Here is a 25,123-nt window from a genome sequence, read left to right on the forward strand (position 1 = left end):
CTGCGCTGGTTGAAGGTATTCTTGTTGTGCTACCGAGCAGGGTCGCCACTCGGGCCAGTCTTCGCGCCGGACACCAAGTCATTCGATCCGGCCCCTGGCACTCCCGTGATTGCCTGCCCTACTCCTAACCCCAATAAAAAGGCCAAATATGACGCAATTTAGCGACAGCAATGCTCCAAACCTAGAACCCGGTCACCGTTTCGAACTCAGTAAAGCATACAATGACTTTACCTTCATACCTTGATGTAGAGCATGCTTACCATGTCTGATCGCCCTTACTTGCTGTCTAAGGCGTCTACCCTGGCCATTTCAATGACCGCCCTCTTGCTGGCTGCCTGTGGCCCTGAATCCAATAGCCGATACGGCGATCAGTACTGGGACCCCTGGACCACCAAAGACACCTTCGACCCCATTGTGGCCCCCGAGTTTTCCGTAGAATTCGTCAGAACCAGTGCAGAAGGTGAGGACCCTGAAGTGTACGAGGCGATGATTACTCTGGATGCCAGCGAAACCTACGAACGACTCTATGCCTACAGCTGGGGCTTTCAGCGCGGCAACAAGGAACGTGAAACCTTCAGCTCACTCGGGGCCAGCAGTGATTTGCAGCTGGTCTATGCTGAAGACCCCGATGACCCGGGCAACGATGAGCGCCTGGAGGCAACAGTACCGGGCGATTACCGCATGTTTCTGATTGGAGAATCCGACGGGCCACTGGGCAAAGTGACTTTGCGCTTCGACGATATGGCGTTTGCACTGCCTGGGTGTCAAACAACCTTCGAATATTATGAAGATAACATCGACGATACGCTGGAAGGGTGCGCAGAATGTCACCAGAGAACTAGAGCGGGGATGGACGACCCTTTACAACCGGGAGACTACCTGCGGTTGCCAACCAATAATTATAATGTTCGTCGGGAAAATTTTCTGGAGCACGTAAACTCGAGAATCGACGAAGACAACCTTAGTTTGCCAAATTGGATAGTTAATCCTAGCCACCCAGGAAATGGAACCATTAGCGAAAATTCAGCAGCTTATCAGAGCATTGTAGAGTTCATAGATATGCTTGAAATCATCAAATCCGAAAACAGCACGATATCGAGTGCGAACAACTCAGGTGGAGACACGATTCCAGAAAATTACTGTGTCACCAAACCTGCTGGTTTTACATTTACCGCTGAAGAGTAACTGAGACCCCCAAACCAAGTGCTGGCTGCCGGGTAGGCCTGGCCGGGGTAGTCCGCAGCAGGGATGCTGCGGTCTAGGCTCCATGGAAGGATCTACGCCGACCCCGGCAAGGCCTACCCGGTAGTCAGCACGAACTCCAGGCACTCAATCAACCCAGCCTCAACAAACCACCACATTGACCGCGAGACCACCCTGGGCGGTTTCCTTGTATTTAGAGGCCATGTCTTCGCCGGTCTGGCGCATGGTTTCGATCACCTCATCGAGCGATACACAGTGATCGCCCGGTTCCCGCAATGCGATGCGTGCGGCCTGTATGGCCTTGACGGCGCCAAAGGCATTACGCTCTATGCAGGGCACCTGAACCAACCCCCCGATGGGATCGCAGGTCATGCCCAGGTGATGTTCCATGGCGATTTCCGCCGCATGCTCAGCCTGGGCCGCCGTACCGCCCATCACTTCAGCCAGACCGGCCGCTGCCATTGAACTGGCCACGCCAATCTCACCCTGGCAACCCATCTCGGCTGCGGAAATCGACGCATTGCGCTTGTAGAGCCAGCCAATGGCAGCCGCCGTCATCAGAAAGCGTCGCTCATCGTCTGCGTTTAATCGGGGCATATGATGGTGAATGTAAGCCAGTACCGCAGGGATCACACCGGCTGAACCGTTGGTGGGCGCCGTGACCACCCGACCGCCTGCCGCGTTTTCCTCATTGACCGCCAGCGCATAAACACTGACCCAGTCGATTACACCAAGCTGGTCTGCTTCGGCCTGCTTGCGCAGCGAGCGGGCCATGCGGGCCGCACGACGCTGTACCTGAATACCGCCCGGCAAAGGACCTTCCAGATCCATCCCCCGGTTCATGCAACTGACCATGGCCTCATTGATGTGATTGGCCCAGGCTAAGACGTCCTCTTCCGAACTCCCCAGCCCCACTTCATTGGCCAGAGTGATGTCGGCTATGGTCAGATTGTGGGTCTCAGCCTGATGCAGCAACTCAGTTGCGTTGAAGAAGGGGTAAGGCCTTTGGTCCGGAAACTCGGTCAGCAGGTCGCGCTTGGCTGAGTTTTTCGCCAGTTCGTTGGCGATGGCGCCCCCACCCACTGAGTACCAGGTTTCACTGAGCAGTACGATGCCGTGCTCATCTTCAGCGGTAAAACGCATGCCGTTGGGGTGTTCGGGCAGAAAAATATCGGTGAAAAAGCGGACGCATTCCCCCATGGTGAAACGCAACACCGGCCCGCCAGGCAAAGGCAGCCGCTCATCTGTTCTCACCTGCAAAAACGTATGGTCCGCCACTTCGGGATCGACGGTTGCGGGATCCAGCCCGCACAGACCCAACACAACCGCTTTATCAGTGCCATGGCCAATACCGGTCAGCGCTAACGAACCATAGAGATCCGCTCGAATCTGCACCACCGCGTCCAGCTTGCCCTGCTCTTTCAGGTGTTGCACAAAACGTTCGGCGGCCCGCATTGGGCCAAGGGTGTGTGAGGAAGACGGCCCCAGGCCGACTTTAAACAGATCCAGTACTGAATAGGGTTGCACGCTGTCATCTCCGCCGATTGGGTCGAGCCCATCTAAGGTGACCCAGACCCTTCCGGAGGGCAATGCACCGGCGTTAATTAGCCGACCATTGCATTGTCCCGACGATTTTACAGCGCTTTATGGCAACCCGGTGGCTGGCCAGCTTAACCCGTCACCGGGGGTGGCACTTCAGGCGGCAACCGATGGTTGCGATCCTGACTGAGAATGACACCGACAAATACCAACCCAATGGCCAGCCACTGGCTGAGCACCAATCGTTCACCGAGCAATAGCATGGAAAACAGCAGAGTGAATACCGGTAACAGGTTGGTGTAACCGGCAGCAACTGTCGCCTTCAAATGCGTCAGCGAATAATTGTAGAGGCCATAGGCACCCAATGTAATGATCAGACCCAGATAGATCAGCAGACCAAAGGTCGACAGGGAAATCTGTTCCGGCCACGGCGATGCCAGTGCCAGCGGAAAAAAGAACAGCGTGCCGACAAACGACTGCAGGGCGGTCAGCAGAAAGGCGGAATATCGCCGTGTCAGATGCTTGACCAGCAGGGTATAACCAACGGCACTGACCATGGCCAGAAACTCCAGGAAGTTCCCCAGTAACGCATTGGGCGCTTGCTCACTGTCTTCCCCGGTCAGGGTCATCCAGACGACACCGACTACCGCAATCCCAAACCCCAGCCACTGGCGCCAGCCGCTGCGCTCTTTCAGAATAAAGAAAGCGGCGATGGCCACCATCAATGGCAGCATGGCGGTAATCATTCCGGCCTGACCGGCGCTGGTATAGCGCAGCGCCTGAGCTTCGAAGATGAAGTACAGGCACGGCTCGAACAAGGCCATACCCAGCAGGTATTTCCAGTCACCGGCCTGATACACAAAACCGTGTCGCAACCAGGGCCAGACGGTCAGAAAGGCCACCGCACCAATCGCCATACGCATGAAAATCACGATCATCGGCGACAGATCATACACTGCTAGCTTCAGGGCAATAAAGGAACTGCCCCACAGCAGCATCGCTAACAGCAACGCCAAATGGCTGCGTAACACCAGGTTATCCATCGTCTGTTCATTCCTTAATACTGGTAACTTGAACGCTTCAGTTTAACTGCAAAGGGTTAGCACCGGACGTGAATTAAGAATCACCTACAAAAAAGGGAGGCCGTTGGCCTCCCTTTTTCCATTGCTGGAGCAGCGAATCAGCGATATACCGGCAGCTTGGCGCAAATGGCCAATACCTTAGCCTTCACCTCGGCGATTGCAGCGCTGGCATCGCCTTTTTCCAACCCGTCGAGTACGTCGCAGATCCAACCCGCCAATTCACTGGCTTCGGCTTCTTTAAAGCCGCGGCTGGTGATCGCCGGGGTACCGATGCGCAAACCCGAGGTCACGAAGGGGGAGCGCGGGTCGTTGGGTACGGCGTTCTTGTTGACGGTGATGTTGGCGTCGCCAAGGGCGGCGTCGGCTTCTTTACCGGTGTATTCCTTGCCGATCAGGTCGACCAGGAACAGATGGTCATCGGTACCGTTTGAGACAATGTTGATGCCGCGCTCGATAAAGACACTGCACATGGCCTGTGCGTTTTTGACCACCTGACCCTGATAGGCTTTGTAATCATCCGACATGGCTTCTTTGAAGCAGATCGCCTTCGCCGCGATGATGTGCATCATCGGACCACCCTGGCTTTCCGGGAAGACCGCAAAGTTCAGCTTCTTGTTCAGCTCTTCGTCTTCACGCGCCAGAATCAGGCCGCCGCGTGGGCCGCGCAGGGTCTTGTGAGTGGTGGTGGTGACCACATCGGCAAACGGTACCGGGCTCGGGTAAACCCCGGCAGCTACCAGGCCAGCCACGTGAGCCATATCAACCAGCAGGTAAGCACCCACCTCATCGGCAATGGTGCGGAAACGGGCCCAGTCAACGATGCGGGAATAGGCCGAGAAACCGGCGATGATCATCTTCGGCTTGTGTTCGCGCGCCAGAGCTTCCATTTGCTCGTAGTCGATCTCGCCAGTGTCGGCGTTGAGACCGTACTGCACGGCATTGTAGATGCGGCCCGAGAACGAGACCGAAGCACCGTGCGTCAGGTGACCACCGTGTGCCAGGCTCATGCCCAACACGGTGTCGCCCGGCTCGCACAAGGCCATGAAAACAGCAGCATTGGCCTGTGAACCGGAATGCGGTTGCACGTTGGCGTAGCCGGCACCGAACAATTGCTTGGCGCGTTCGATGGCGAGGTTCTCAACCACATCGACGTGCTCACACCCGCCGTAGTAACGCTTACCCGGGTAACCTTCGGCGTACTTGTTGGTCAGTTGTGAGCCCTGCGCCTGCATGACTCGTGGCGAGGTGTAGTTTTCTGAGGCAATCAGCTCGATGTGCTCTTCCTGACGCTCGCGCTCCGCTTCCATGGCATGCCAGATGTCGGCATCAAAATCGGCGATGGTTTGGTTTTTCTCAAACATGTCACTCTCCACAAGTATAGATGGGCTGCCGATACCGACCCCGACCCGGGTCGCAACAACTCAATAATCACTGACTGAAACTGACCGCAAAGACAGCTTTAGATCAAGGATCTCAAGGGTTTCAGAGGGCGGCTATTGTACCTAAAGCGAGGCGGTTTCCCACCGCTGGGGCGGAAAATTGATCAAACAAAGACCAAAAAGTCAGCCATTCCATGGCAACCTGAATGGACTGACTTCCGGGAAGTTAATCGGCGGACAGCGATGCTGCCATGTCGTCGGGCTCGACCACTACGCCTTCATCATCCTGGCTCGGAAACACCGCCAGAGCAATGCCATCGGCCTGCAATCCGGGCAACCAGCGTTGCTCCCAGGCAGCGGCATCAATGGCAATAGGGGTGCAATCAGCCCAGTCACCGTTAACCCAGGCTTGGGCAAACTCGGTATGTGGCCAGACGGGCAGGCAATCCTGACCATCACTGGACATCAGGACCGTGCCCTGGTCGCTGCGCAGGGACCAGATGCTCTGGCCCGCCTGCAACAATTCGATCAGGTAATCATAACGCTCAGCGGCGGACAGTGCCTGAAGGTCTTGAAACTCTTCCGGGGAAAGGGAGTGGGTCATGTGCAGAACTCTGATGGACGAATGGAAAACGGTCAGTGTTCGCCGCCAATGGGCATCTCCACTGAAAGGCTGGCCATAGTAGCAGCACGCCTGAAAAAAGCCATGCCGGAACGCAGGACGAAAAAAAGGGCCGCACTTGGCGGCCCTTTCCATACTAAAGGCACTGAGTCGTTTAGCGACGAACGACCGACAGACCCGGGTTAAAGTTGGAAATGTTCAGCGGGCTGTTTTCCTGAATGAACTCAACCATGACATCCGCGTCAACAAAGCCGGTGTTCACATAGTTCGGGTGATCGGTAAGTACCGGGTAGCCATCACCGCCGGAAGCCATAAAGGCATTCACCGCAAGACGATAGGTACCGTTCGGATCAATTTCCCGACCGTTGACAATGGCCCGCGTTACTTCACCGTTGTTGATGCGCAAGTTAACGCCATCAAACTGAGCAAAGGCGCCACTGCCTGCCTGCTTGGAAGCGGCCACGTCGAGGTAGTCCAGCAACTCGGAACCGCTCAGATCGACATAGGACACCATGTTGCCGAAGGGCTGCACGGTCAGCACGTCTTTATAGGTGAGCTCGCCACCGTCCATGTCGGCACGGATACCGCCGGAGTTCATGACGGCCACGTCAGCCTGGGTTTTTACGCGCTGGGCGCGTGCGACCAGCACACCAAGATTGGTTGGCTGGTTACGGACGACACTGCGGTCACCAATGAAATCACCATTTGCGGAACCGATGACGGTATCAAGCGCAGCACTGCCTGCTTGCTGGTATGGTGCCAGCATGGCAAGCATTTCCAGGTTCTGGGCAATTTCCGGACGCAACAGTTGGTCGTCTTCTTTCAGGTTGACCGGAATCAGGTCGTATTCGTAGTTGACGATTTCACCATTGCGAATGGTCAGGTCCAAACGGCCAACGTACTTGCCCCACTCATGAGCCTGCAAAATCAGCGTGTTATTCACAACATCGGGTTCGAACAGTGGATTCTGGCTGTGACCACCGACAATCACATCGATACCGTCGACATTGCGCGCCAGTGTCACGTCACCCGGAGCGTTGCCACCGTAGTTGCCATTGGCATAGTGACCCATGTGAGTGACGGCAATAACCAGCTCGGATTTGGCATCCAGCTCGGGAATCAGCGTGCGACCGACCGTGGACGGGCTCAGAAAGTCGAGGTCACCGATGTACTCGGGGTTGCCAATTCTAACCGTATCTTCGGTGGTAAAACCGACAACGGCGATGCGGTTGCCCTGGACGTTGAACATTTCATAGGGTTCGAACAGCGCTTTTCCATTGTCTTTGTAGACAATGTTGGCCGACAGGAACGGGAAACCGGCCCAGTCTGCCTGCTGCATCAGCACGTCGCGCGGGTTATCGAATTCGTGGTTACCCACGGCCATGGCGTCGTATTCAAGCATGGCCATGCCTTTAAAATCGGGCTCGGCATCCTGTAAATCCGATTCAGGCACACCGGTGTTGATGTCGCCACCAGACAGCAGCAGCACTTCGCCACCTTCAGCAGCCACTTCAGCACGAATGGAATCGATCAGGGTTTTACGGGCCGACATACCGTATTCGCCGTCGCTGTTGCGCCAAAAACGGCCGTGGTGGTCATTGGTATGCAGGATGGTCAGTTGATAGTCGGTGTCCGGCTCGTAGCTCGGACCCATCATGGCGCAGCCGCTAAGGAGGACGACCGTCAAGCCCAGCGAGGCAGGTACTAGCGTTTTCATGTTTGAGTCTCCTTTCATTCTTTTTTTGGCAGGACCTGACCTTTTGGTCAACCCTGAATTTCCACTTTAACCCGTTCTTTGGCAAACCGAAACCCGAAAATGACGGCTTTGTTACCAGGCCTCAGAACAGTGCAAAGCATTCAGTCTGTAGCCCCAATGCAGTGCTGAACCCCGGCAATGGATGACCCCGTGGGTGATCCCCTGTCGGGCACTCGCCCCAGGCCAGAGCCGTGGTGTACGATCATTCTGTTTGTGCTGTTGGGTTGCAGCAACCAGAGTGCCGGGCCGCCTCCAGAGTGTAGGCAAGAACCCCGCCAGCGCCAGGGAGGCTAACCCCCTTTTATGTCAGCCTGGTGACAACGGACTACGGCCCGGAGCTATGTACATCAGAGGTGAGTTGCGAGTGCCTGCTTGTGTGACCGGCTAAGTTTGCGCACAACGGCTTCCCGCTGGCCGGCATGGCTGCGATCACGACAGGGCTCCTGGTAAACGAGAATGACCGGCCGGCGCGGCCGCGTATAGCGGGCTCCTCCAACCAGTTCACCATTGTGCTGGCGCAGCCGGCGCTGCGGGTCAGTGGTGATGCCCGTATAAAAAGTGCCATCACAGCATTGAACCAGATAGACCCACCAGGGTGACGCCTGCTCCGGCTCGCTTGACGCCTGTGTCGGCATGACGGGGGCACCCCTGACGTCAGGAGGGTTGGAGGGACTGTCTACAGGCTTCACGGAGGCACTCGGTGATCAACGGCACATGGTCTTCAGCCCGTTATGGTTACCGGCATGGACGCCGCCGTCAATTAGCGAGGGCTAAATCGTCAATTGCGACTCAGTTTCAAGAAGCAGGGGTTTCCTTCAAACGGTGCTTTACCCTAAACTGCGAGAACTCAATCACAAACTTGCCCAAAATATGGCAGTGAGCATTCACACCCTCCTGATTCAAATCGACACTGACGATGGCCTGGCCCAATTGGCGGCGCTTCAGAAAGCGATTGAGGATGACGCTCGCCTGCTTATTCTGGCTTTCTCCAGCGCACAACCGGACCAACTTGCCAGCCTACTGCCCTGGGTCGAGGCGCTTTGGCCCATGGCTACCGTGGCCGGCGCTTACGGCCCGCAACTGATACACGACGGGAAAGTCCGCGAACAGTCCCTGCTGCTGCAGTTCATGACATTTGAACGTACCGACCTGCGCCTGAACTACCTGCGCTGGGAAGGTGATGAACGGGAACTCGGTGAGCGGCTGTTTGACCCGGTGTGCCGAACCGACAGTCGACTGGCGCTGACGTTTATGAGCGCCGAGCAGGGCGACGTGCCCGCCCTGGCACATTGGGTCAACCGGAAGTATCCGAATCTGGCGCTGATCGGTGGTTGCTGCTCCGCTGATGGCCAGGGGTGGCTCTATACCGATGGTCAGTTTCTGCAGCACCATGCCCTGACCATCACCCTGAGCAATGAAACCCTCGACGTCATGACCCAATCCTACTCGGAATGGCACCTGATCGGTCGAACCTGGAGCGTCACCAAAGCTGTTGGCAATACCCTCTATGAGCTCGACCAGCAATCGGCGCAGACATTGTATGAGCGCTACCTGACCGAGACACTGATCGATAACCGGATGACCAGCCCAGCGCCAGCCGAGGATGTGCATTATGAAAACTTCCCGTTAATGCGCGTCAACGACAAACAGAACACCCTGAGCGCTCCGATACGCCGACTGGATGACGGCGGCCTGATCATGAGCACGCCCTTGCTGGAGGGCGACCGGGTTCGCTTTGCCTACAGCCACCCGTCGATGACATTGGAGCAGGTCAACCGGGGCGCCGAGGCGTTGCATTCGCGGCGTCCCGAGCTGATATTAAGTTTCAATTGCGCCTCCCGGCAACGCTTCGACCGCCGGGAGACCGCGCGGGAACTGCAACCGTTTCAGGCCATGGCCCCGCTCAGCGGGGTCTTTTGCTATGGCGAACTGATGCATGAAAAGGGGCGCACCCAATTGCTGCAACACAGCCTGGTTACGGTCGCCATTGCCGAAGACCCGGCAGTGGAGCGCCCCATGCCGGTGCTGGAACGCCACGCCCTGGCTCCGCTGTTTCGGTTAATACAAGCCTCGGTCGAGGATCTCGACCAAGTCAACCGCAACCTGGAAGATGACATCCGCCGGACCACCCAGGAACTGCTGCGCAAATTCGAAACCGACAGCGTGACCGGGCTGGCCAACCGGGTGGCCCTGTTGCAGTGCCTGCGTGACGACGACCCCTGGCCCATCGTTCAGGTCTGCAGTCTCAAGATCAACAATCTGCGCCAGATCAACAACCTCTATGGGTACAGCGTGGGTGACCAGTTGCTGCGCAGTCTCAGCGCTTCCATCCAAACCGACATCACCGAATTACTGCCAACCACAGCGTTGGTGTTTCGCGGCTCACCCAACGAGTTTCTCGTTGTGGCGCCCGATGCCTGCCCGATGAACAGCTTCTACAAAGGCATGGCCCAGCTCACCGAGCGCATGCAAAACCAGTCGGATCTGTTCAGTGACAAGGTGGTGCAGAACGTATTGCCCATTCTGCTGACCGCAGGCACCGCCCACCGGGCTGAATTGCCTACAGATATGACGCACAGCACGGAAGATTTACTGATCAAGGCCTCCGAAGCACGGCGCCATGCATACCGGCACCAGCTCCCCATCGCCCGGGCAATCGATCTGCCGGGAACCGACCGGGGCAAACGCGACGGGCTGATCTGGCTAAGCCGCATTCGCACAGCGCTTGGCAGTGGCGACATTCTGCCCTATGTGCAGCCGTTGTTTGATCGCCAGGGCCAGGTTCACCACGTCGAGGCGCTGATGCGGGTGCGCCACGAGGGCGTCATTTACAGCCCGGCCAGCTTTCTCGATCTGGTCAAACCGACACAGCTTTACCCGCGCCTGTCGATGGTGATGATCGACGAAACCTTCCGCCTGATGAAGCCACACAACATTGGCTTCACGCTGAATTTTACCGCCCGCGATCTGGCCAATGAGGCCCTGATTGACCGGCTGAAATTCTGGCTCAAGGGGGGCGTTGACGCCGAGCGGGTGACGCTGGAAATTGTCGAATCGGACAGTCTGCGCGATTTCGACCGCTTCACCTATACCCTGCATGAACTGCGACGACTGGGTTGCAAGCTGGCGATTGACGACTTCGGCAGCGCCTATTCAAACCTGGAGCGGGTAATGCGGTTAAAGCCGGACTGGATCAAACTCGACGGCAGCCTGATCCGCCACCTGGTCGACAGCGAGGTCAACCGCATCCTGGTCAAGCGGGTGGTGCAGCTGTGTCAGGACCTGCACATTCGCACCGTAGCCGAACACGTTCACGACGAAGCCACCATGTCGATTCTCATGGGCATGGGAGTGGATTTCTTCCAGGGCTTCTATCTCGCCAAACCGGAACCGGCCGACACCTTCAACGTACTTAAACTGCAACAACCTGGGACCGACTATGAGGAGAGCCTGGCATGAGTAGCGTCAGCACAGGTCAGCACCCTGCTACAGCGCTGGTGGTGGGCGGCACCGGTCTGGTTGGCAGCGCCTTGCAGCACCGCCTGACGCCGGCACTGTTCGACCCGGTCTGGTTACTGACGCGCCGGCCCCAGCCTCAACGCCAGCCCCATTTGCACTGGGTAAACACCGACTTCAAGACCTGGCCCGATGCCTCGGCCATGGATCTTCAGGGCGGCACCCTGTTCTGCGCGCTGGGGACAACCCTAAAAAAAGCGGGCTCGCCCGATGCCTTTGTGGCGCTGGACCGGGACTTGGTGGTCAATACCGCACACTGGGCGCGGGATCTGGGCGTGCGAAATTGCCTGTTCGTATCCAGCCTCGGTGCCAACCCGCAAAGCCGCCAACTGTATCTGCGCACCAAAGGCGAAGCCGAGCAGGAGCTGATCGCCCTCGGGTTCGATCGCCTGGTGATCATGCGACCTTCGCTGCTACTCGGTAACCGCGAAGAATTCAGGCTCGGGGAACGCCTGGGAGCGGCGTTCGGTGCCCTGATCAAGCCGGCGCTGTCTGGTCCCCTGCTGAAGTACCGGCCTGTAGCGGCGGACCAGGTTGCCGCGGCCATGGTCGCTGCGGCCAGCTCACCCGGCCCGGCGATTGATATCTGGGAATCGGAGAGAATCAGTCGGTTTCGCAGCGACTGATCGAGGTCCAGCGCCAATAGGCTTCGTCGGTGCCACGATCACGCAATGTCAGGCAGGTGTCACCCACCAGCAGTTCCCAGTGATCGGCAGCAACAACGGTCTTCTGCCAGTCAGTCTGAGGCAGGGCAAGCAACCTCCGCGTCAACGCCGCCAGCAGCCCTTCCGTCGTTGCCACCAGCGAGACGGCCCCCGGCGTCAGCAACGCCACCGCCTGGTCCGGTTCGGGATGCGGCGTTTGCATCAGATCCTGTGCCAGCAACTGGCGGATGCGGGCCTCCTCCTGCGCCCGCAATCCGGCCTGCTCGAGATCCTCTGCCTGCAAGGTACCGTCGCCCGCCTGCACCGACATCAGCCGTTGCTGCAACCGCTCGGGTGCGTGGGTCTCCCGTTCAAGCCGGTCCTGATAGCGCTGAACACCCCAGACAACCAGCAATAACAACAAAACACCTGATACGGCGGCCGTCAGCCCCCATTTGATTGGTTTGGTCACAGAAATTCCTTTACGTCGGGGTGGAATACCCGCGGAAGTGAAAACAGGGGTCATCATACCAATGAAGGTCGACTCGATCACAGAGCCAGGCACCCTGACTTGCCCGTCCGCCCGGGCTGACGTAGCGTTCGGAACAACGAACACCCTTCAGCATAATAGTCAGGGAAGAAGATGACACTCGCCGTCCTGTACAGCCGGGCCCGCGTCGGGATGGACGCGCCGCTGGTTACCATTGAAGTACACCTGTCGAACGGTCTGCCCGCCTTCAATATGGTTGGCCTGCCAGAAACCGCCGTCAAGGAAGCACGCGACCGGGTTCGCTCCGCCATCATCAACAGTCAGTTTGACTTCCCGGACCGGCGCATCACCGTCAATATGGGACCGGCCGACCTGCCCAAGCAAGGGGCACAGTTCGACCTCGCCATTGCCCTGGGCATACTGGTCGCCAGCAATCAGTTGCCAGCCGACAAAATCGAGGAATTCGAATTCCTGGGCGAGCTGGCACTGTCCGGCGACCTTCGGCCCGGCCCTGGCGCCTTGCCCGCTGCCATCGCCTGCACCGACGCCGGGCGCAGCCTGGTCACCAGCAAAGACAACGCCGCCGAGGCCGCACTGGCCAGCGACAGCGACGTCCGGTACGGCGAACACCTGTTGCAGGTCACCAGCCATTTCAGCGGCCAGAAGCCCCTGCCGCAGGCTCAATATGAGCCAGCCAGCGAACGGCTGCCACAACCCGACCTGGCCGATGTCAAAGGCCAGCACAGCGCCAAACGCGCGCTGGAAATCGCGGCAGCCGGACGCCACAACTTACTGTTTTTCGGCCCACCGGGCACCGGTAAAACCCTGCTCGCCTCCCGCCTGCCGGGCCTGTTACCAGCCCTGAGCGAGCGCGAGGCACTGGAAGTCGCCAGCGTACAAAGCATCTGCGGCCTGCCCCTGAACTGGGGCCAGCGTCCGTTTCGCTCACCTCACCACACCGCCTCGGGCGTCGCACTGATTGGCGGCGGCTCCATCCCACGGCCCGGCGAAGTCACCCTGGCACACCGGGGGGTGCTGTTTCTGGACGAACTGGCCGAATTCCCGCGCACCGTGCTCGACGTCTTGCGCGAACCCATGGAAAGCGGTGAAGTTCACATCGCCCGGGCCGCGCGCCAAACCAGCTTCCCGGCTCGCTTCCAACTGGTCGCAGCCATGAACCCGACTCCCGGCGGCTACAGCCCGGACGACCCGCGCTCGCAACGCTACACCCGCGAACAAATGCAACGCTACCTGGCCCGCCTGTCGGGCCCGTTTCTGGACCGCATCGACCTGCACATCGAAGTGCCGGCCCTGCCCAAGGCGCTGCTGACCCGCAATACCGAGGAGGAATCCAGCGCCGTCGTCCGCGCCCGGGTCGAACAGGCCTGGGCCCGGCAACTGGACCGCCAGGGCTGCGCCAATGCGGAGTTATCCGGCAAGCAACTGGAGCAAGCCTGCCAGTTGGGTCAGGCCGAACAAACCCTGCTCGACTCAGCGCTCGACAAACTCGGACTCAGCGCTCGCGCCTACCACCGCGTACTCAAAGTAGCCCGCACCCTCTCCGACCTGAACGGCCGCCCGACACTGGAGCGCACCGATCTGATCGAAGCGCTCAATTGTCGGCAGTTGGAAAAATTAATGCGGGTTTAGTGGCTTGTTATACTGATTAGCCATAAAGCCGTGCTGGCCACCGGGTAGACCAGACCGGGGCCGGCATAAACCCATCCATGGGGCCTAGACTTCGGCATCCATGCCTCAGACTTCCCCGGTCAGGTCTACCCGGTAGCCAGCACTGGTCTCAGGCTTCTTTCGACTCAGCAAAAAAGCTCGGATCCACGAGCTTAATAGCTCTCAATATCGGTAATGGAGGGCATTGAGGAGGTAAGTGCCGGGTTTGCCTTTGTGGGGGGTAACACAATAAGCAACCACTGACCGAGTGACGGCTACCGGGTAGACCTATCCGGGGTAGTCCGAAGCATGGATGCTGAGGCCTAGGCTCCACGGACGGATTTACGCCGACCCCGGATAGGTCTGCCCGGTGGCTGGCACGCACTCAGGCTATCTTTGGGCGAAACTAAAAAGCCCGCGATCAGCGGGCTTGATGGGGTTTGATCTTTAAATGGGCTAAAAATCGATGTCGTATTCGATGACTACGGGCAGGTGCGGCGAGATTCGAGGCTCGCGCAGAATGCCGACGTCGAGTACAAAGTCGGCAATGTTGGGGGTGATCATCTGGTAATCGAGGCGCATGCCATTGGCCTGGGCTTCATCGAAAGGCCACCAAGTGTGCTGGCGATCCTTGCGGTTCATCAGGCGGAACGCATCGACAAAGCCGATGGGGCCAGTCACCTGGTCCATCCAGGCGCGTTCTTCGGGTAAAAAGCCCGATTCGCGCTGATGAGTTTCCCAGTTGCCCAGATCGATTGAACGATGAGCGATCTGATAGCTGCCCGCAAAGATAAACTCGCGACGCTTGCGCCGGGTTTTCTTCATGTGCTGCTGCAACACCTCCAGAAAGGCCAGCTTGTGTTCAATCTCATCTTCAGTCTGAGCGTAAGGCACGGCAATGGACGCGATGCTCACGTTATTGAAATCGGCCTGAATAAAGCGGCCTTCCAGATCCCATTGCGGCGAGCCCAGCCCGCGAATAATGGCTTTGGGCATAACCCGGCTATAGATGGCAGTACCAGAGTAGCCGTCTTCTTCGGCATCGAAGAAAAAGGCATGGTAGCCCGGCACGTCGAGAAACGCCTCGGGCAACTGATATTCCTTGGCACGGACCTCCTGAACACACACCACATCCGCGTCCAGCTTTTCCAACCATTCGAAAAAACCGCGCTGGGCAGCGTTCACCAGGCCATTTACATTAAGGGTGACGACTTTCATCCTGTCTATCCAGTCAACAAGCGCGCGTATCATATCGGCGCAAACCCGCACTGTCACGGCTTTGAACGGCGATCGCGTCACTGATTTTAAAGGTTTTTCCGGCTTTTACCTTTTGTTGGGGCAAAACCGCCGTATGCAATCGGCATCGAGCCTGTCCCGGTGCCCTGGGACTCACTTTTTTTTATTTTTTGCGCGTTCTGTCATTCTGCTTTTTAATCGAAACGGCCTTTCCGCTATACTGCCGCGCCCAGCGGGAGTCCAAAGCCTCTCGCCAGCAGGTCCGACCGGGCCTCTTTCGAGATCAGCCGATACAAGGGCCTAACACCATGGATAGACCATTTTCGACCGGAAGTACAGCCTCGACCCCTCAATGGCAACAAGATTTCATCCGTTTCGCCATCGATGCCGGCGCCCTGACCTTCGGTGAATTTACGCTGAAATCGGGCCGTGTCAGCCCCTATTTTTTTAACGCCGGCCAATTCCAGACCGGCGAGGCACTGAGTCGGCTGGGCCAGGTCTATGCGCGGGCGCTGGTCAGTTCCGGCCTCGATTTCGACCTGGTGTTCGGCCCAGCCTATAAAGGTATACCGCTGGCCACCACTACCGTTGTGGCATTACAGCGCGATCATGAACGCAACGTTCCCTATGCGTTCAATCGCAAAGAAGCCAAAGACCACGGTGAGGGGGGCCAGATTGTCGGGGCGCCGCTGGAAGGGCGCATCGTGATTGTCGACGACGTGATCACCGCCGGCACCGCCATACGGGAAGTTCAGGCACTGATGCAACAATTCCCGAAGGCGCAACTGGCCGGCGCGGTTGTGGCAATGGACCGCCAGGAAAAAGCACCCGGCGAAGAACGGTCGGCCATTCAGGCGCTTGAAGCCGAGTTTGGCTTGCCTATCATTCCGGTGATTACTTTTAGCCAGGTCATAGACTACGTTGCCACCCAGCCCGATTTCGCCCGGCACCTGGCCGCCGTTGAAGCTTACCGGGCGCGTTACGGCGTGGTGTGATTCAGGATGAATTCAGCAGACTGAACTAAACTGATCAGGAAGCTGGAACCCGTTGACTTGGCCGACCGATGACAACGCTGGAACTTCTAGGCACAATGGAATAATCAGGCTCACCGGTTAACAGGCGTACAGGCGGTGTTTGCCACACCGACAGCCCAGCCCTTGCGGCCCGGTGGCCACCCATGATCTGAATACACACGAGTCAGTATCCTATGTCCAATCGACTGATCGCCCTGTTGCTGACGCTGAGCCTGATACCTCTGGCGGCCGAGGCGCGCCAGTTCTTCCGCTACAAGGATGCCGACGGCCAGACAGTCATCAACAGCAGCATCCCGCCGGAATTTGTCAAAAACGGCTATGAGATCATTGATGACAAAGGCGTTGTGTTACGCGAAGTTGCGCCTCAGCTCAGTGACGAAGAGATCCGCAATCGCCGGGCAGAAGAGCAACGGGTTCAGGAAGAGCGGGTGCGTGACGCCGAGCTGGTCAAACTGTACCGCAGCCCGGGCGATGTTGACCGGGCCATGCGTACCTGGCTGAGCCGTCTGGATATGGAGATCCGGCTGAAAGATAACCGTATCGACATTCTGCGCACTGAGTTTAATGCGCTGCAATCGCAGGCGGCCAATCAGGAACGGGCCGGGCAGGCGGTGGATGCCGAATTGCTGACGCAAATGGCCGACATAGAAGCGGAAATCGCAGAGTATCAGGCTGAAATCGATCACGTTGAAGCGCGCAAAACCGAAGCCCGGGAAGACTTCGCGGCTGATCGCGAACGCATGGAAATCATCTACGAACGCCTGAACGGCCGCCCCTGGGAAGACACCAGCGCTTCAAACTAGGGCGTTACTGCAAAATGCCCTAGTAATGGTATTTCAACACCAGGCCATGAAAATTCTGGCCATTGTTGGGCTTCTCGATACTGCCGTTGGAAATGTGCTGATAACGCCAACCCAATTGCCAGTTCTGATAGACATACCCCACCCCTAAGATCTGACTGAAGTGCCAGTAGGTGCTGTACTGGTCTGGCCCCAGCGAGGTTGAACTGAGATAAGCCGCACCCAGACCCGTTTCCAGCACCGCATGGCCCGGGCCGGCCGGCAGTGACCAGTCAAACAGCGGCGTCAGGTTCGCCATGGGTTGCTCTTCATCTTTATAGGTACTCGACCCCAGGGCCAGTTCCAGCCCAGTCGTGACTTGCAGTGGCCCATAGGTGCGCTCAACGGGCAGTGACCAGTTCAACAACAGCCGGGCGCGTTCCTTGCCGTCGTCCCAGCCGAAATCCAGCCCCGCCTGGCGGGCGTTGACCAGGTTCACCACCAGGGCCGAACCGACCGAGGCACCCACCGCCAGGTTGTACAGTTTGATTTCTTCAGCCAGTACACCGCCTGAGCACAGTGCCAGTGCCGCGCCCAGCCCGATCGCTGGGGAAAAGCCCGTTTGCCTTGCCATTAGCATGGTTCGTTCTGCTCCTTAACTCTTTGATACCACACAGTATACCCGGCCCGGGCGCTGAAGGCGTTGGCCTTAAACCCGAACACCTCCCTACCCGTTCTGACAGGATTCCTATCTGCATCGTCAGGGTGGGCGAGGCCCGGGAGCTCGCGTATACTCCTGTTTTACAGCCACCAAGCCAGTCTTACGCATGAAGCACAGGTCCCTGACATTGCTCGCCGTGATCTTCAGCGCCACCGCGTTGCTGGCTGGCTGCGGGCAAAAGGGTGACCTGTACCTCCCCGCTGACGACGCCCGGACCACCCTCACACTGACTTTGGACACTGACCAGCGACCATGACTCAAACCGCATCACCGACCAAACCCGTCTCTGCCTTCTCCTATCAACAGGGTCAACTGACCGTTGAAGCGGTGCCGCTGATGCATCTTGCCGAGCAGTACGGCACGCCGCTGTATGTGTATTCTCGCACGGCCATCGAGTCCCAGTTCAAACAGTACCTGGCCGGCCTGGGCGAGCACCCGGGGCTGATTTGCTACGCCGTTAAAGCCAACTCTAATCTGGCCGTGCTCGATGCACTGGCCCGGTGTGGTGCCGGCTTCGACATTGTCAGCATTGGCGAGCTGGAACGAGTGCTGGCCGCGGGCGGCGACCCCGCCAGGGTGGTCTTCTCTGGTGTGGCCAAGCAGAGCCATGAAATGCGCCGCGCGCTTGAAGTGGGCATCCATTGCTTTAACGTTGAGTCCGAAGGCGAGCTGGAACGGCTGAACCGGGTCGCCGGTGAGATGGGTACCACCGCCCGCATTTCGTTGCGGGTCAATCCGGATGTCGACGCCCAGACTCACCCCTATATTTCCACCGGTCTGAAACAGAACAAATTTGGCGTTGCCATCGACCAAGCGATACCCGTGTACCAGCACGCCCAGCAGTTACCCAACATAGAGGTCGTCGGCGTAGACTGTCACATTGGCTCGCAGATTCTTAACACAGCGCCTTTTGCCGACGCTCTGGGCCGATTGCTTGCGCTGATTGACGACCTGGCCGAACTCGGTATCCAGATCCGGCACCTCGACCTTGGCGGCGGCCTGGGCGTAAAGTACCAGAATGACGATGTGGAACCCGACGTCGCCGCCCATGTCCACTCCATCGTGACGGCTCTGGGCGAACGGTCGCTGTCGCTGATTCTCGAGCCCGGTCGCAGCATCGTGGCCAATGCCGGTGTCATGCTGACCCGGGTGGAATACCTGAAATACAACGGTGATCATGCCTTTGCCATTCTTGATGCTGGCATGAACGACCAGATTCGCCCGGCACTCTACCAGGCCTGGATGGACGTCAAGCCGGTGGTTGAAGCCCGCCAGGGCACCGATGCCCGCTGGGACCTGGTTGGCCCCATCTGTGAAACCGGAGATTTTCTCGCCAAGGACCGCCGCATGACGCTGGCGCCCGGCGATGTGCTGGCGGTCATGTCGGCCGGTGCCTACGGCATGGTCATGGCCTCGAACTACAACACCCGAAACCGGGCAGCTGAAATCATGGTGCAGGGCAGTGAATCCCAACTGGTGCGCAAGCGCGAGACACTGCAAGATCAACTGCAACTCGAATCACGGTTAAGCTGAGGGTCTATGCGGCTGAAATTCACCAAAATGCACGGTCTCGGCAATGACTTCATGGTCATTGACGGCGTCACCCAGCCGGTTGAGTTCAACGCGGCCGATATCGAGCGCTGGGCCGACCGCCATACGGGCATCGGTTTCGATCAACTGTTGCTGGTCGAACCCCCGACCCGGCCGGACCGCGACTTCCGCTACCGGATCTTCAACGCCGACGGTACCGAGGTTGAAAACTGCGGCAATGGCGCCCGCTGCTTCGCCCGATTTGTCGTGGACCACCAACTGATACACGCCGAGCGCATTCGCGTGGAAACCGCCGGCGGCGACCTCGAACTGATCCTGCACGCCGATGGCCAGGTGACCGTCGACATGGGCCGGCCACGCCTGTCGCCCGACCGCATTCCCTTTGAGGCCGACAATCGGGCCAACCTGTACCCGGTCACCCTGAACGATGGCCGCGAAATCAGCCTGGCTGCTGTCAACATGGGCAACCCGCACTGCGTCATTCGGGTCGACAACGTCGACATCGCGCCGGTCGACACCCTGGGCCCGGAGCTGGAAGGCCACGCCCGGTTTCCACAGCGCGTCAACGTTGGCTTTCTGCAGGTGATCGACACCCATAACGCCCGCCTCCGCGTCTTTGAACGGGGTGTGGGCGAAACTCTGGCCTGCGGCACCGGTGCCTGCGCCGCCATGGTAGCCGGCGTAATCAACCAATGGTTCCAGGACCATGTACGCATCACCTTGCCCGGTGGTACGCTGCTGGTTGAATGGTCCGGTGAAGGCAACGTACTGATGACCGGGCCAGTAGAGACCGTATACGAAGGAGTGATTGGGTGACTGAATCGGTGAATACCGAAACGCTGGACCTGGAGGCGATCGTAACCTACCTGCGTCGCCACCCCCGCTTTTTTGAAGATCATCCCAATCTTCTGAAAAAGCTGCATCTGCGCCATGAAAGCGGCGACGCCATTTCGCTGATCGAGCGTCAGAACCAGATATTGCGCCAGGAAAACCGGCAACTGATCGACCGCCTGAACCAGTTTATCCAGGTGGCGCAGCGCAACGACCGCCTGTTTCTGAAGCTGCAACGGCTGATTCTCGAGCTGCTCCCTGAAACCCGTCTGAATGGCTTGCTGGAACGGTTGCAACGGGGCTTGCAACGCGACTTCGACGTTCATGAAACCACCGTCATCCTGTTTGATCGCGCGCCCGGCGACGGTGATGGATGGCTGCAAACCTCCCGCGATCAGATCGCCGACGCGTTTCCGGCCGTCGTCGACCAGGGCAAAGCGGTCTGTGGCGCACTGGAACCAGCACTGACCCAGTTGCTGTTCGCCAACACTGAAGTCGGCTCCATCGCGCTGGCCCCGCTCACCCGAGATCAGGCGGTCATCGGTGTGCTGGCGCTCGGCCACACTAGCCCGGAGCATTTCCGCAGCGGCACCGAAACCCTGTTCCTGACCCATCTGGCCCAGGTCACCAGCCTGCAGATGGAGCGGACCGAGTAACCTTTCGGAGTCTGGCGTAAAAAGACGCCTCCCAAACCATCAGCTACACTCAAGGCACTGATGTTTCAGCGGCTCTGACGTGGCAGTCTGTTGCCTGTCTACCACCGCACCCTTGCGCAAGGATCTCTGGTTTCATGCGACATCGCTTTACCCGACCCGCTGGACGAATCGCCCTGACCTATCTGGTCATTGCCTTACTGTGGATTGCCTTTTCCGACCGGGCTGCCGAAGCGCTGTTTAATGACTCCCAATTGCTAAACCGGGTGCAGACCATAAAAGGCACTTTATTCGTATTGGCCACGAGCATGCTGCTGTACATTCTGATGCACCGCACCCTGCATAAAATTGAGATTGTCGCCCTTGAAGACAGTCTGACCGGTCTACCCAACCGGCTGGCGTTCACCCGGGAGCTTGCGCAACGCTGCCATATCGGCAAGGACCGTGATCAGCGCTTTACCCTCACCCTGATGGACATCGATCAGTTTACCGATCTCAACGACGAACAGGGCCACGCCCGGGGCGACGAACTGCTCAGGCTGGTTGGCCACCAACTCAGACACCTGCTGGGTAACGACTGGTACATCGCCCACATCGGCGGCGACGAATTCGGGCTCTTGTCGCCCGCCGACCTTAATATCCAGGAAACGCGTGAACGGCTCGACTGGCTGCAACACGCCGTTATGCGACGCGGCAACCACGATTTGATGCTCAGCAACACACTCAGCGCCGGTTCCTGTGAATTCCCCAAGGATGCCCGCACCGGCCAGGACATGCTGCGCCAGGCCGATATGGCGCTGTCTCGGGCGAAACACCAGGGCCGGGACCGCCATTCGTTTTACCATGAAGAGCTGAAACGTACCCTGCTGGAACGCCTGTCGCTGGCAAAAGACTTGCGCGTTGCCATCGAGCAACAAGCCTTTACCCTCGTTTATCAGCCGCAATGGTCGGTGTCGACATCGCAATGGGTGGGTGCGGAAGTGCTGGTGCGCTGGCACCACGCCGAACGGGGCTGGGTACCGCCCGACCAGTTCATTCCGCTGGCGGAGCGTGAAGGTCTGATCCACCGGGTGACCGAATGTGTGGTTGAAAAGGCACTGACGGAACTGAACCGGGCTGGGCTGGGCCGAACATCACTGCCCTCGCTGTCGATTAACCTGTCGCACCTGACGTTGCTAAACGACAACACCATGACGCTGTTGCATCACCTGATTGATCAGCGCACAGCAGATCTGCCCGCAGTGATGTTCGAAATCACAGAGACCGCCACCATGGAAAACCTGGATCGCACCCTGAAAGCCATGCGTAGCTGGCGAGAACGGGGCATCGATTTCTCCATTGACGACTTCGGTACCGGCTATTCCTCGTTGTCCCGGTTGAAGCAGTTGCCGCTGAAAGAACTGAAAATCGATCGGAGCTTCATTATGGACTTGCCCGGCGACCAGAACGACGCCGTCATCACCCAGGCGATTCTGGCCATGGCAAAAACACTGTCGCTGAACGTGGTGGCCGAGGGAGTGGAAACCCTGGAACAATCGGATTTTCTACAAACCCATGGCTGCACCATTATGCAGGGCTATTATTACGCCAGGCCCATGCCCATTCAGGAACTGAACGTTTTGCTCACAGAGTCAGTGGATTCACCGGTAGGCTGACTCGTCGGGGCTCAGATCGAGCGCCATAACCAGTGCATCCTCAACGCCATCAGTCGTCACATAATAACCGCGGCGCTGACCAAGGGTGTCGAAACCCAGTGACCGGTATAGGGAAATAGCAGCCTGATTAGACCGTCGCACTTCCAGCAACAGGCGTTGCTGACCGGATGATCGCTGCTGCGCCAGCCAGCCTTGCATCATCTGCCGCCCCCACCCCTGGCGCTGATATTCACGGGCGACCGCCAGGTGCATCAGGGTGGTTTCGTCCAGAACGGGCTGACTGACGAGAAAACCTACCTTGGCGCCGTCGACGTTGGCGAGCAACACCTCTGAGGCTTGAAGGGCGCGCCGGAGTGCCGATTCAGGCCATGGATGGCGACCGGCCCAGAGATTAATCTGCAACACCCGCTCGATCGACGCTGGGCCTGCCTGAACCAGTTGCATCAGGCAGGCCGGTCGATGGACCGGACCAGCGGCTTGATTCGATGCCAGCAGATCGCCTTTTTCATCGGTTCGTTCAGCATCTGGTACAGGGACGGTAACCCCACCCAGGGCAAATCCCCATATTCACCCTGAGGCTGCTGCCAGCCCTGTAGCTTGGGCATCACCGCGCCAAACGAGAGCATCATCGAGGGTTGATACTGGCGAATGAACTGGTCGAGTTTTTCATCCACGTACACCCGAGCCTGGTCCAGCCCCTGATCCACCTTGCGGTTGGTAAACAGGGGCCATTGCACCACATGATGAGTGCGCACGTCGGCCGCGCCCACCCCGAGTGTAGCCAGGATATTCAGCAGCAACTGCTGGCCGCTGTCGGTCGGCTGGCTGAGGCCCCGAGCCAGGGTATCGGCAATCAGGTAATCGCCCACCACACTCAGCGACAAAGCAAACCGGGGTACCGGGGCCGCCTTGCTGCGCACCACCTGGGGGCCAGCAGGCTCTGCCCCGGGGTCGGCAGCACTGGCTGGCCCAGTTGGGGGTGCCTCAGCCGGTTGTTGCGCAGTGGCGGGCATGGTTTCCGGCACTGGCTGAACCGCCACCGAACCGGTTTCAACGGGCGGTGCTGCGTAATCGGTGTCATCCAGATCAAATACCAGCGGCTCCGGCGCGGCCGGTAGCCGCACTCTGGGGTACCAGCTGTCGATACCCATCGCCGACAGGTACTGCTGGCGACTGGCTTCTGGCAGGGGCGTAAAATCGGTCATACGGTGGTTTGCGGGTGAGGTTTGGCGGGGGCGTTGAGGATAAGGTTCAACGCCTTGATGTAAGCCTTGGCCGAGGCCACTACAATATCGGTATCGCTGCCTGCCCCGTTTACGATGCGCCCTGCCTTTTCCAGACGCACCGACACTTCACCTTGCGCCTCAGTACCTGCGGTAATGGCATTCACCGAATACAGCTGCAACTGAGTGCCGGAATGCACCAGACTGTCGATCGCCTTGAAGCTGGCATCGACCGGGCCGTCTCCGGCGGCGGTGGCCTCGTGCGACTCGCCTTCAATGTCCAGCACCACGGTTGCCAGTGGCGATTCGCCCATCACGCTTTGGCTGACCAGATGTTTCAGTTGAATCCGGTCGGGTACGGCGGTGTCCTGCTCGACCTGAGACATGAGAGCGTGCAAATCTTCGTCGAAAATGTCGTGTTTTTTATCGGCTAGCGTCTTGAAGCGGGTAAAGGCGTCGACCAGATCGGCATCCGATTCAAACTGGTAACCGAGGTCGACCAGGCGGGTTTTGAAGGCATTGCGACCCGAGTGCTTGCCCAGCACCATGCGGTTGGCGTTCCAGCCGACCGCTTCGGCCGACATGATTTCGTAGGTTTCACGGTGCTTGAGCACACCGTCCTGGTGAATGCCGGATTCGTGGGCAAAGGCATTGGCCCCGACAATGGCTTTGTTCGGCTGCACCGGGAACCCGGTCACCGAAGACACCAGCCGGGAGGCCGGAACAATATGCCGGGCGTCAATACCGGTATCGACCGGGAACAGATCCTGACGGGTGCGCACCGCCATCACGATTTCTTCCAGCGCGGCGTTGCCCGCACGCTCGCCCAGGCCATTGATGGTGCACTCAACCTGGCGGGCGCCCTGCAACACGGCTGCCAGGGAATTGGCCACGGCCAGTCCCAGATCATTGTGACAATGCACCGAGAACACCGCCTGGTCGGCATTGGGTACGCGCTGCAGGATGTCGTGAATCAGTTGGCCAAACGCCTCGGGCACTGCGTAGCCGACGGTGTCTGGGATGTTGATGGTGGTTGCCCCGGCGGCAATGGCCCGCTCGATGATGCGGCACAGAAAATCCAGCTCACTGCGCCCGGCGTCTTCACAGGAAAACTCGACATCGTCCGTGTACTGGCGGGCTTTGGTCACCGCCCGCACGGCTTGCTCGACCACCGCATCCGGCTGCATCTTCAGCTTGTATTTCATGTGGATGGGCGAGGTGGCGATGAAGGTATGAATGCGTGCCCGCTCTGCGCCTTCAAGCGAGCCGGCTGCCGCTTCAATATCAGCGTCAAGCGCCCTGGCCAGAGAACACACTGTGCTTTCCCTTACCGAGCGGGCAATGGCGTTAATGGCGTCGAAATCGCCTTTGGAGGCGGCGGCGAAGCCAGCTTCGATGACGTCAACCCGCATCTTCTCCAGCGCCCGGGCAATGCGGACCTTTTCGTCCCGCGTCATGGATGCGCCAGGGCTTTGCTCGCCATCGCGCAGGGTGGTATCGAAGATAATGAGATTGGAAGTCGGGGCAGTCATGGCAACACT

Annotated in this window: 23 protein-coding genes; 11 read left to right on the forward strand and 12 right to left on the reverse strand. The window is 58.6% G+C overall.

Going from position 1 to position 25,123, the window contains the following annotated elements; translation table 11 throughout:
• The first annotated feature begins 312 nt into the window (after positions 1–312).
• A complete protein-coding gene (locus tag ABJT94_RS07145; RefSeq protein WP_348474540.1) occupies positions 313–1,185 on the forward strand; it encodes a hypothetical protein in 873 nt (290 codons plus the stop codon).
• Positions 1,186–1,344: 159 nt separating this feature from the next.
• On the opposite strand, the gene ABJT94_RS07150 is transcribed toward ABJT94_RS07145, so the two are convergent.
• The 6 genes from ABJT94_RS07150 to ABJT94_RS07175 form a co-directional block, all read right to left on the reverse strand.
• Positions 1,345–2,730: an L-serine ammonia-lyase gene (locus tag ABJT94_RS07150; protein WP_348474541.1), complete on the reverse strand. Its 1,386-nt coding sequence runs from the start codon at positions 2,728–2,730 to the stop codon at positions 1,345–1,347.
• A 143-nt stretch (positions 2,731–2,873) separates the two neighbouring features.
• Positions 2,874–3,785: a DMT family transporter gene (locus ABJT94_RS07155; protein WP_348474542.1), complete on the reverse strand. Its 912-nt coding sequence runs from the start codon at positions 3,783–3,785 to the stop codon at positions 2,874–2,876.
• Positions 3,786–3,922: 137 nt separating this feature from the next.
• Positions 3,923–5,185: a serine hydroxymethyltransferase gene (glyA, locus tag ABJT94_RS07160; RefSeq protein ID WP_348474543.1), complete on the reverse strand. Its 1,263-nt coding sequence runs from the start codon at positions 5,183–5,185 to the stop codon at positions 3,923–3,925.
• Between the two features lie 244 nt (positions 5,186–5,429).
• Positions 5,430–5,807: a DUF2750 domain-containing protein gene (locus ABJT94_RS07165; protein ID WP_348474544.1), complete on the reverse strand. Its 378-nt coding sequence runs from the start codon at positions 5,805–5,807 to the stop codon at positions 5,430–5,432.
• Between the two features lie 172 nt (positions 5,808–5,979).
• Complete coding sequence (ushA, locus tag ABJT94_RS07170; protein ID WP_348474545.1) at positions 5,980–7,542, reverse strand: bifunctional UDP-sugar hydrolase/5'-nucleotidase UshA; 1,563 nt, start codon at positions 7,540–7,542, stop codon at positions 5,980–5,982.
• Between the two features lie 386 nt (positions 7,543–7,928).
• On the reverse strand, positions 7,929–8,216 hold the full coding sequence (locus tag ABJT94_RS07175; RefSeq protein WP_348474546.1) for a GIY-YIG nuclease family protein: 288 nt from the start codon (positions 8,214–8,216) through the stop codon (positions 7,929–7,931).
• Positions 8,217–8,451: 235 nt separating this feature from the next.
• Here ABJT94_RS07175 and ABJT94_RS07180 point away from each other — a divergent pair, with 235 nt between their 5' ends.
• On the forward strand, positions 8,452–11,040 hold the full coding sequence (locus ABJT94_RS07180) for an EAL domain-containing protein (RefSeq protein ID WP_348493908.1): 2,589 nt from the start codon (positions 8,452–8,454) through the stop codon (positions 11,038–11,040).
• The gene (locus ABJT94_RS07185; protein ID WP_348474548.1) at positions 11,037–11,723 is read left to right on the forward strand and encodes an NAD-dependent epimerase/dehydratase family protein; all 687 of its coding nucleotides are present in this window, start codon (positions 11,037–11,039) and stop codon (positions 11,721–11,723) included. Before ABJT94_RS07180 ends, ABJT94_RS07185 begins: the two co-directional genes overlap by 4 nt.
• Here the strand turns inward: ABJT94_RS07185 and ABJT94_RS07190 are convergent.
• Positions 11,701–12,213 carry a hypothetical protein gene (locus ABJT94_RS07190; RefSeq protein ID WP_348474549.1) on the reverse strand — a complete coding sequence of 171 codons (513 nt, stop codon included), beginning with the start codon at positions 12,211–12,213 and terminating at the stop codon, positions 11,701–11,703. The two genes, ABJT94_RS07185 and ABJT94_RS07190, sit on opposite strands and share 23 nt — an antisense overlap.
• 171 nt (positions 12,214–12,384) lie before the next feature.
• Here ABJT94_RS07190 and ABJT94_RS07195 point away from each other — a divergent pair, with 171 nt between their 5' ends.
• Positions 12,385–13,881, forward strand: coding sequence for a YifB family Mg chelatase-like AAA ATPase (locus tag ABJT94_RS07195; RefSeq protein ID WP_348474550.1), 1,497 nt, complete (start codon positions 12,385–12,387; stop codon positions 13,879–13,881).
• Positions 13,882–14,355: 474 nt separating this feature from the next.
• Here ABJT94_RS07195 and ABJT94_RS07200 read toward each other — a convergent pair whose 3' ends face one another.
• Positions 14,356–15,117 (reverse strand): exodeoxyribonuclease III, encoded by a 762-nt coding sequence (locus ABJT94_RS07200; protein WP_213679701.1) that lies wholly within the window; start codon positions 15,115–15,117, stop codon positions 14,356–14,358.
• A gap of 326 nt (positions 15,118–15,443) precedes the next feature.
• On the opposite strand from ABJT94_RS07200, the gene pyrE reads away from it, so the two are divergent.
• Positions 15,444–16,130 (forward strand): orotate phosphoribosyltransferase, encoded by a 687-nt coding sequence (gene pyrE / locus ABJT94_RS07205; RefSeq protein WP_348474551.1) that lies wholly within the window; start codon positions 15,444–15,446, stop codon positions 16,128–16,130.
• Positions 16,131–16,342: 212 nt separating this feature from the next.
• The gene (locus ABJT94_RS07210) at positions 16,343–16,972 is read left to right on the forward strand and encodes a hypothetical protein (protein ID WP_348474552.1); all 630 of its coding nucleotides are present in this window, start codon (positions 16,343–16,345) and stop codon (positions 16,970–16,972) included.
• Between the two features lie 19 nt (positions 16,973–16,991).
• Here the strand turns inward: ABJT94_RS07210 and ABJT94_RS07215 are convergent, their stop codons facing one another.
• Positions 16,992–17,588 carry an acyloxyacyl hydrolase gene (locus ABJT94_RS07215; RefSeq protein ID WP_348474553.1) on the reverse strand — a complete coding sequence of 199 codons (597 nt, stop codon included), beginning with the start codon at positions 17,586–17,588 and terminating at the stop codon, positions 16,992–16,994.
• Between the two features lie 187 nt (positions 17,589–17,775).
• Between ABJT94_RS07215 and ABJT94_RS07220 the strand changes: the two genes are divergently transcribed.
• From ABJT94_RS07220 to ABJT94_RS07240, 5 genes are all read left to right on the forward strand, one after another.
• Positions 17,776–17,925: a lipoprotein gene (locus tag ABJT94_RS07220; protein WP_348474554.1), complete on the forward strand. Its 150-nt coding sequence runs from the start codon at positions 17,776–17,778 to the stop codon at positions 17,923–17,925.
• Complete coding sequence (gene lysA / locus ABJT94_RS07225; RefSeq protein WP_348474555.1) at positions 17,922–19,202, forward strand: diaminopimelate decarboxylase; 1,281 nt, start codon at positions 17,922–17,924, stop codon at positions 19,200–19,202. Before ABJT94_RS07220 ends, lysA begins: the two co-directional genes overlap by 4 nt.
• A 6-nt stretch (positions 19,203–19,208) precedes the next feature.
• Complete coding sequence (dapF, locus tag ABJT94_RS07230; RefSeq protein ID WP_348474556.1) at positions 19,209–20,036, forward strand: diaminopimelate epimerase; 828 nt, start codon at positions 19,209–19,211, stop codon at positions 20,034–20,036.
• On the forward strand, positions 20,033–20,707 hold the full coding sequence (locus tag ABJT94_RS07235) for a DUF484 family protein (protein ID WP_348474557.1): 675 nt from the start codon (positions 20,033–20,035) through the stop codon (positions 20,705–20,707). Before dapF ends, ABJT94_RS07235 begins: the two co-directional genes overlap by 4 nt.
• Positions 20,708–20,841: 134 nt before the next feature.
• Positions 20,842–22,359, forward strand: a complete 1,518-nt coding sequence (locus ABJT94_RS07240) for a bifunctional diguanylate cyclase/phosphodiesterase (protein WP_348474558.1) — start codon at positions 20,842–20,844, stop codon at positions 22,357–22,359.
• On the opposite strand, the gene rimI is transcribed toward ABJT94_RS07240, so the two are convergent.
• From rimI to ABJT94_RS07255, 3 genes are read right to left on the reverse strand one after another with little or no spacing between them, the layout of a single operon-like run.
• Entirely contained in the window at positions 22,345–22,803 is a 459-nt protein-coding gene (gene rimI, locus ABJT94_RS07245; RefSeq protein ID WP_348474559.1) for a ribosomal protein S18-alanine N-acetyltransferase, read from the reverse strand. The two genes, ABJT94_RS07240 and rimI, sit on opposite strands and share 15 nt — an antisense overlap.
• Positions 22,803–23,564: a hypothetical protein gene (locus tag ABJT94_RS07250; protein ID WP_348474560.1), complete on the reverse strand. Its 762-nt coding sequence runs from the start codon at positions 23,562–23,564 to the stop codon at positions 22,803–22,805. The genes rimI and ABJT94_RS07250 overlap by 1 nt, the downstream gene beginning before the upstream one ends.
• Positions 23,561–25,114, reverse strand: coding sequence for a 2-isopropylmalate synthase (locus tag ABJT94_RS07255; RefSeq protein ID WP_348474561.1), 1,554 nt, complete (start codon positions 25,112–25,114; stop codon positions 23,561–23,563). The genes ABJT94_RS07250 and ABJT94_RS07255 overlap by 4 nt, the downstream gene beginning before the upstream one ends.
• Positions 25,115–25,123 lie beyond the last annotated feature (9 nt).

The organism is Saccharospirillum sp., assembly GCF_039982735.1.
Classification (GTDB): Bacteria; Pseudomonadota; Gammaproteobacteria; order Pseudomonadales; family Natronospirillaceae; genus Saccharospirillum.

Coding starts and splice junctions, on each gene's coding strand:
- glyA (WP_348474543.1), bottom strand. CDS start 5,185: ATGTTTGAGAAAAACCAAACCATCGCCGATTTTGATGCCGACATCTGG.
- ABJT94_RS07165 (WP_348474544.1), bottom strand. CDS start 5,807: ATGACCCACTCCCTTTCCCCGGAAGAGTTTCAAGACCTTCAGGCACTG.
- ABJT94_RS07145 (WP_348474540.1), top strand. CDS start 313: ATGACCGCCCTCTTGCTGGCTGCCTGTGGCCCTGAATCCAATAGCCGA.
- ABJT94_RS07200 (WP_213679701.1), bottom strand. CDS start 15,117: ATGAAAGTCGTCACCCTTAATGTAAATGGCCTGGTGAACGCTGCCCAG.
- rimI (WP_348474559.1), bottom strand. CDS start 22,803: ATGCAACTGGTTCAGGCAGGCCCAGCGTCGATCGAGCGGGTGTTGCAG.
- ABJT94_RS07195 (WP_348474550.1), top strand. CDS start 12,385: ATGACACTCGCCGTCCTGTACAGCCGGGCCCGCGTCGGGATGGACGCG.
- ABJT94_RS07250 (WP_348474560.1), bottom strand. CDS start 23,564: ATGACCGATTTTACGCCCCTGCCAGAAGCCAGTCGCCAGCAGTACCTG.
- ABJT94_RS07215 (WP_348474553.1), bottom strand. CDS start 17,588: ATGCTAATGGCAAGGCAAACGGGCTTTTCCCCAGCGATCGGGCTGGGC.
- ABJT94_RS07185 (WP_348474548.1), top strand. CDS start 11,037: ATGAGTAGCGTCAGCACAGGTCAGCACCCTGCTACAGCGCTGGTGGTG.
- lysA (WP_348474555.1), top strand. CDS start 17,922: ATGACTCAAACCGCATCACCGACCAAACCCGTCTCTGCCTTCTCCTAT.
- ABJT94_RS07210 (WP_348474552.1), top strand. CDS start 16,343: ATGTCCAATCGACTGATCGCCCTGTTGCTGACGCTGAGCCTGATACCT.
- pyrE (WP_348474551.1), top strand. CDS start 15,444: ATGGATAGACCATTTTCGACCGGAAGTACAGCCTCGACCCCTCAATGG.
- ABJT94_RS07155 (WP_348474542.1), bottom strand. CDS start 3,785: ATGGATAACCTGGTGTTACGCAGCCATTTGGCGTTGCTGTTAGCGATG.
- dapF (WP_348474556.1), top strand. CDS start 19,209: ATGCGGCTGAAATTCACCAAAATGCACGGTCTCGGCAATGACTTCATG.
- ABJT94_RS07180 (WP_348493908.1), top strand. CDS start 8,452: ATGGCAGTGAGCATTCACACCCTCCTGATTCAAATCGACACTGACGAT.
- ABJT94_RS07255 (WP_348474561.1), bottom strand. CDS start 25,114: ATGACTGCCCCGACTTCCAATCTCATTATCTTCGATACCACCCTGCGC.
- ABJT94_RS07175 (WP_348474546.1), bottom strand. CDS start 8,216: ATGCCGACACAGGCGTCAAGCGAGCCGGAGCAGGCGTCACCCTGGTGG.
- ABJT94_RS07240 (WP_348474558.1), top strand. CDS start 20,842: ATGCGACATCGCTTTACCCGACCCGCTGGACGAATCGCCCTGACCTAT.
- ushA (WP_348474545.1), bottom strand. CDS start 7,542: ATGAAAACGCTAGTACCTGCCTCGCTGGGCTTGACGGTCGTCCTCCTT.
- ABJT94_RS07220 (WP_348474554.1), top strand. CDS start 17,776: ATGAAGCACAGGTCCCTGACATTGCTCGCCGTGATCTTCAGCGCCACC.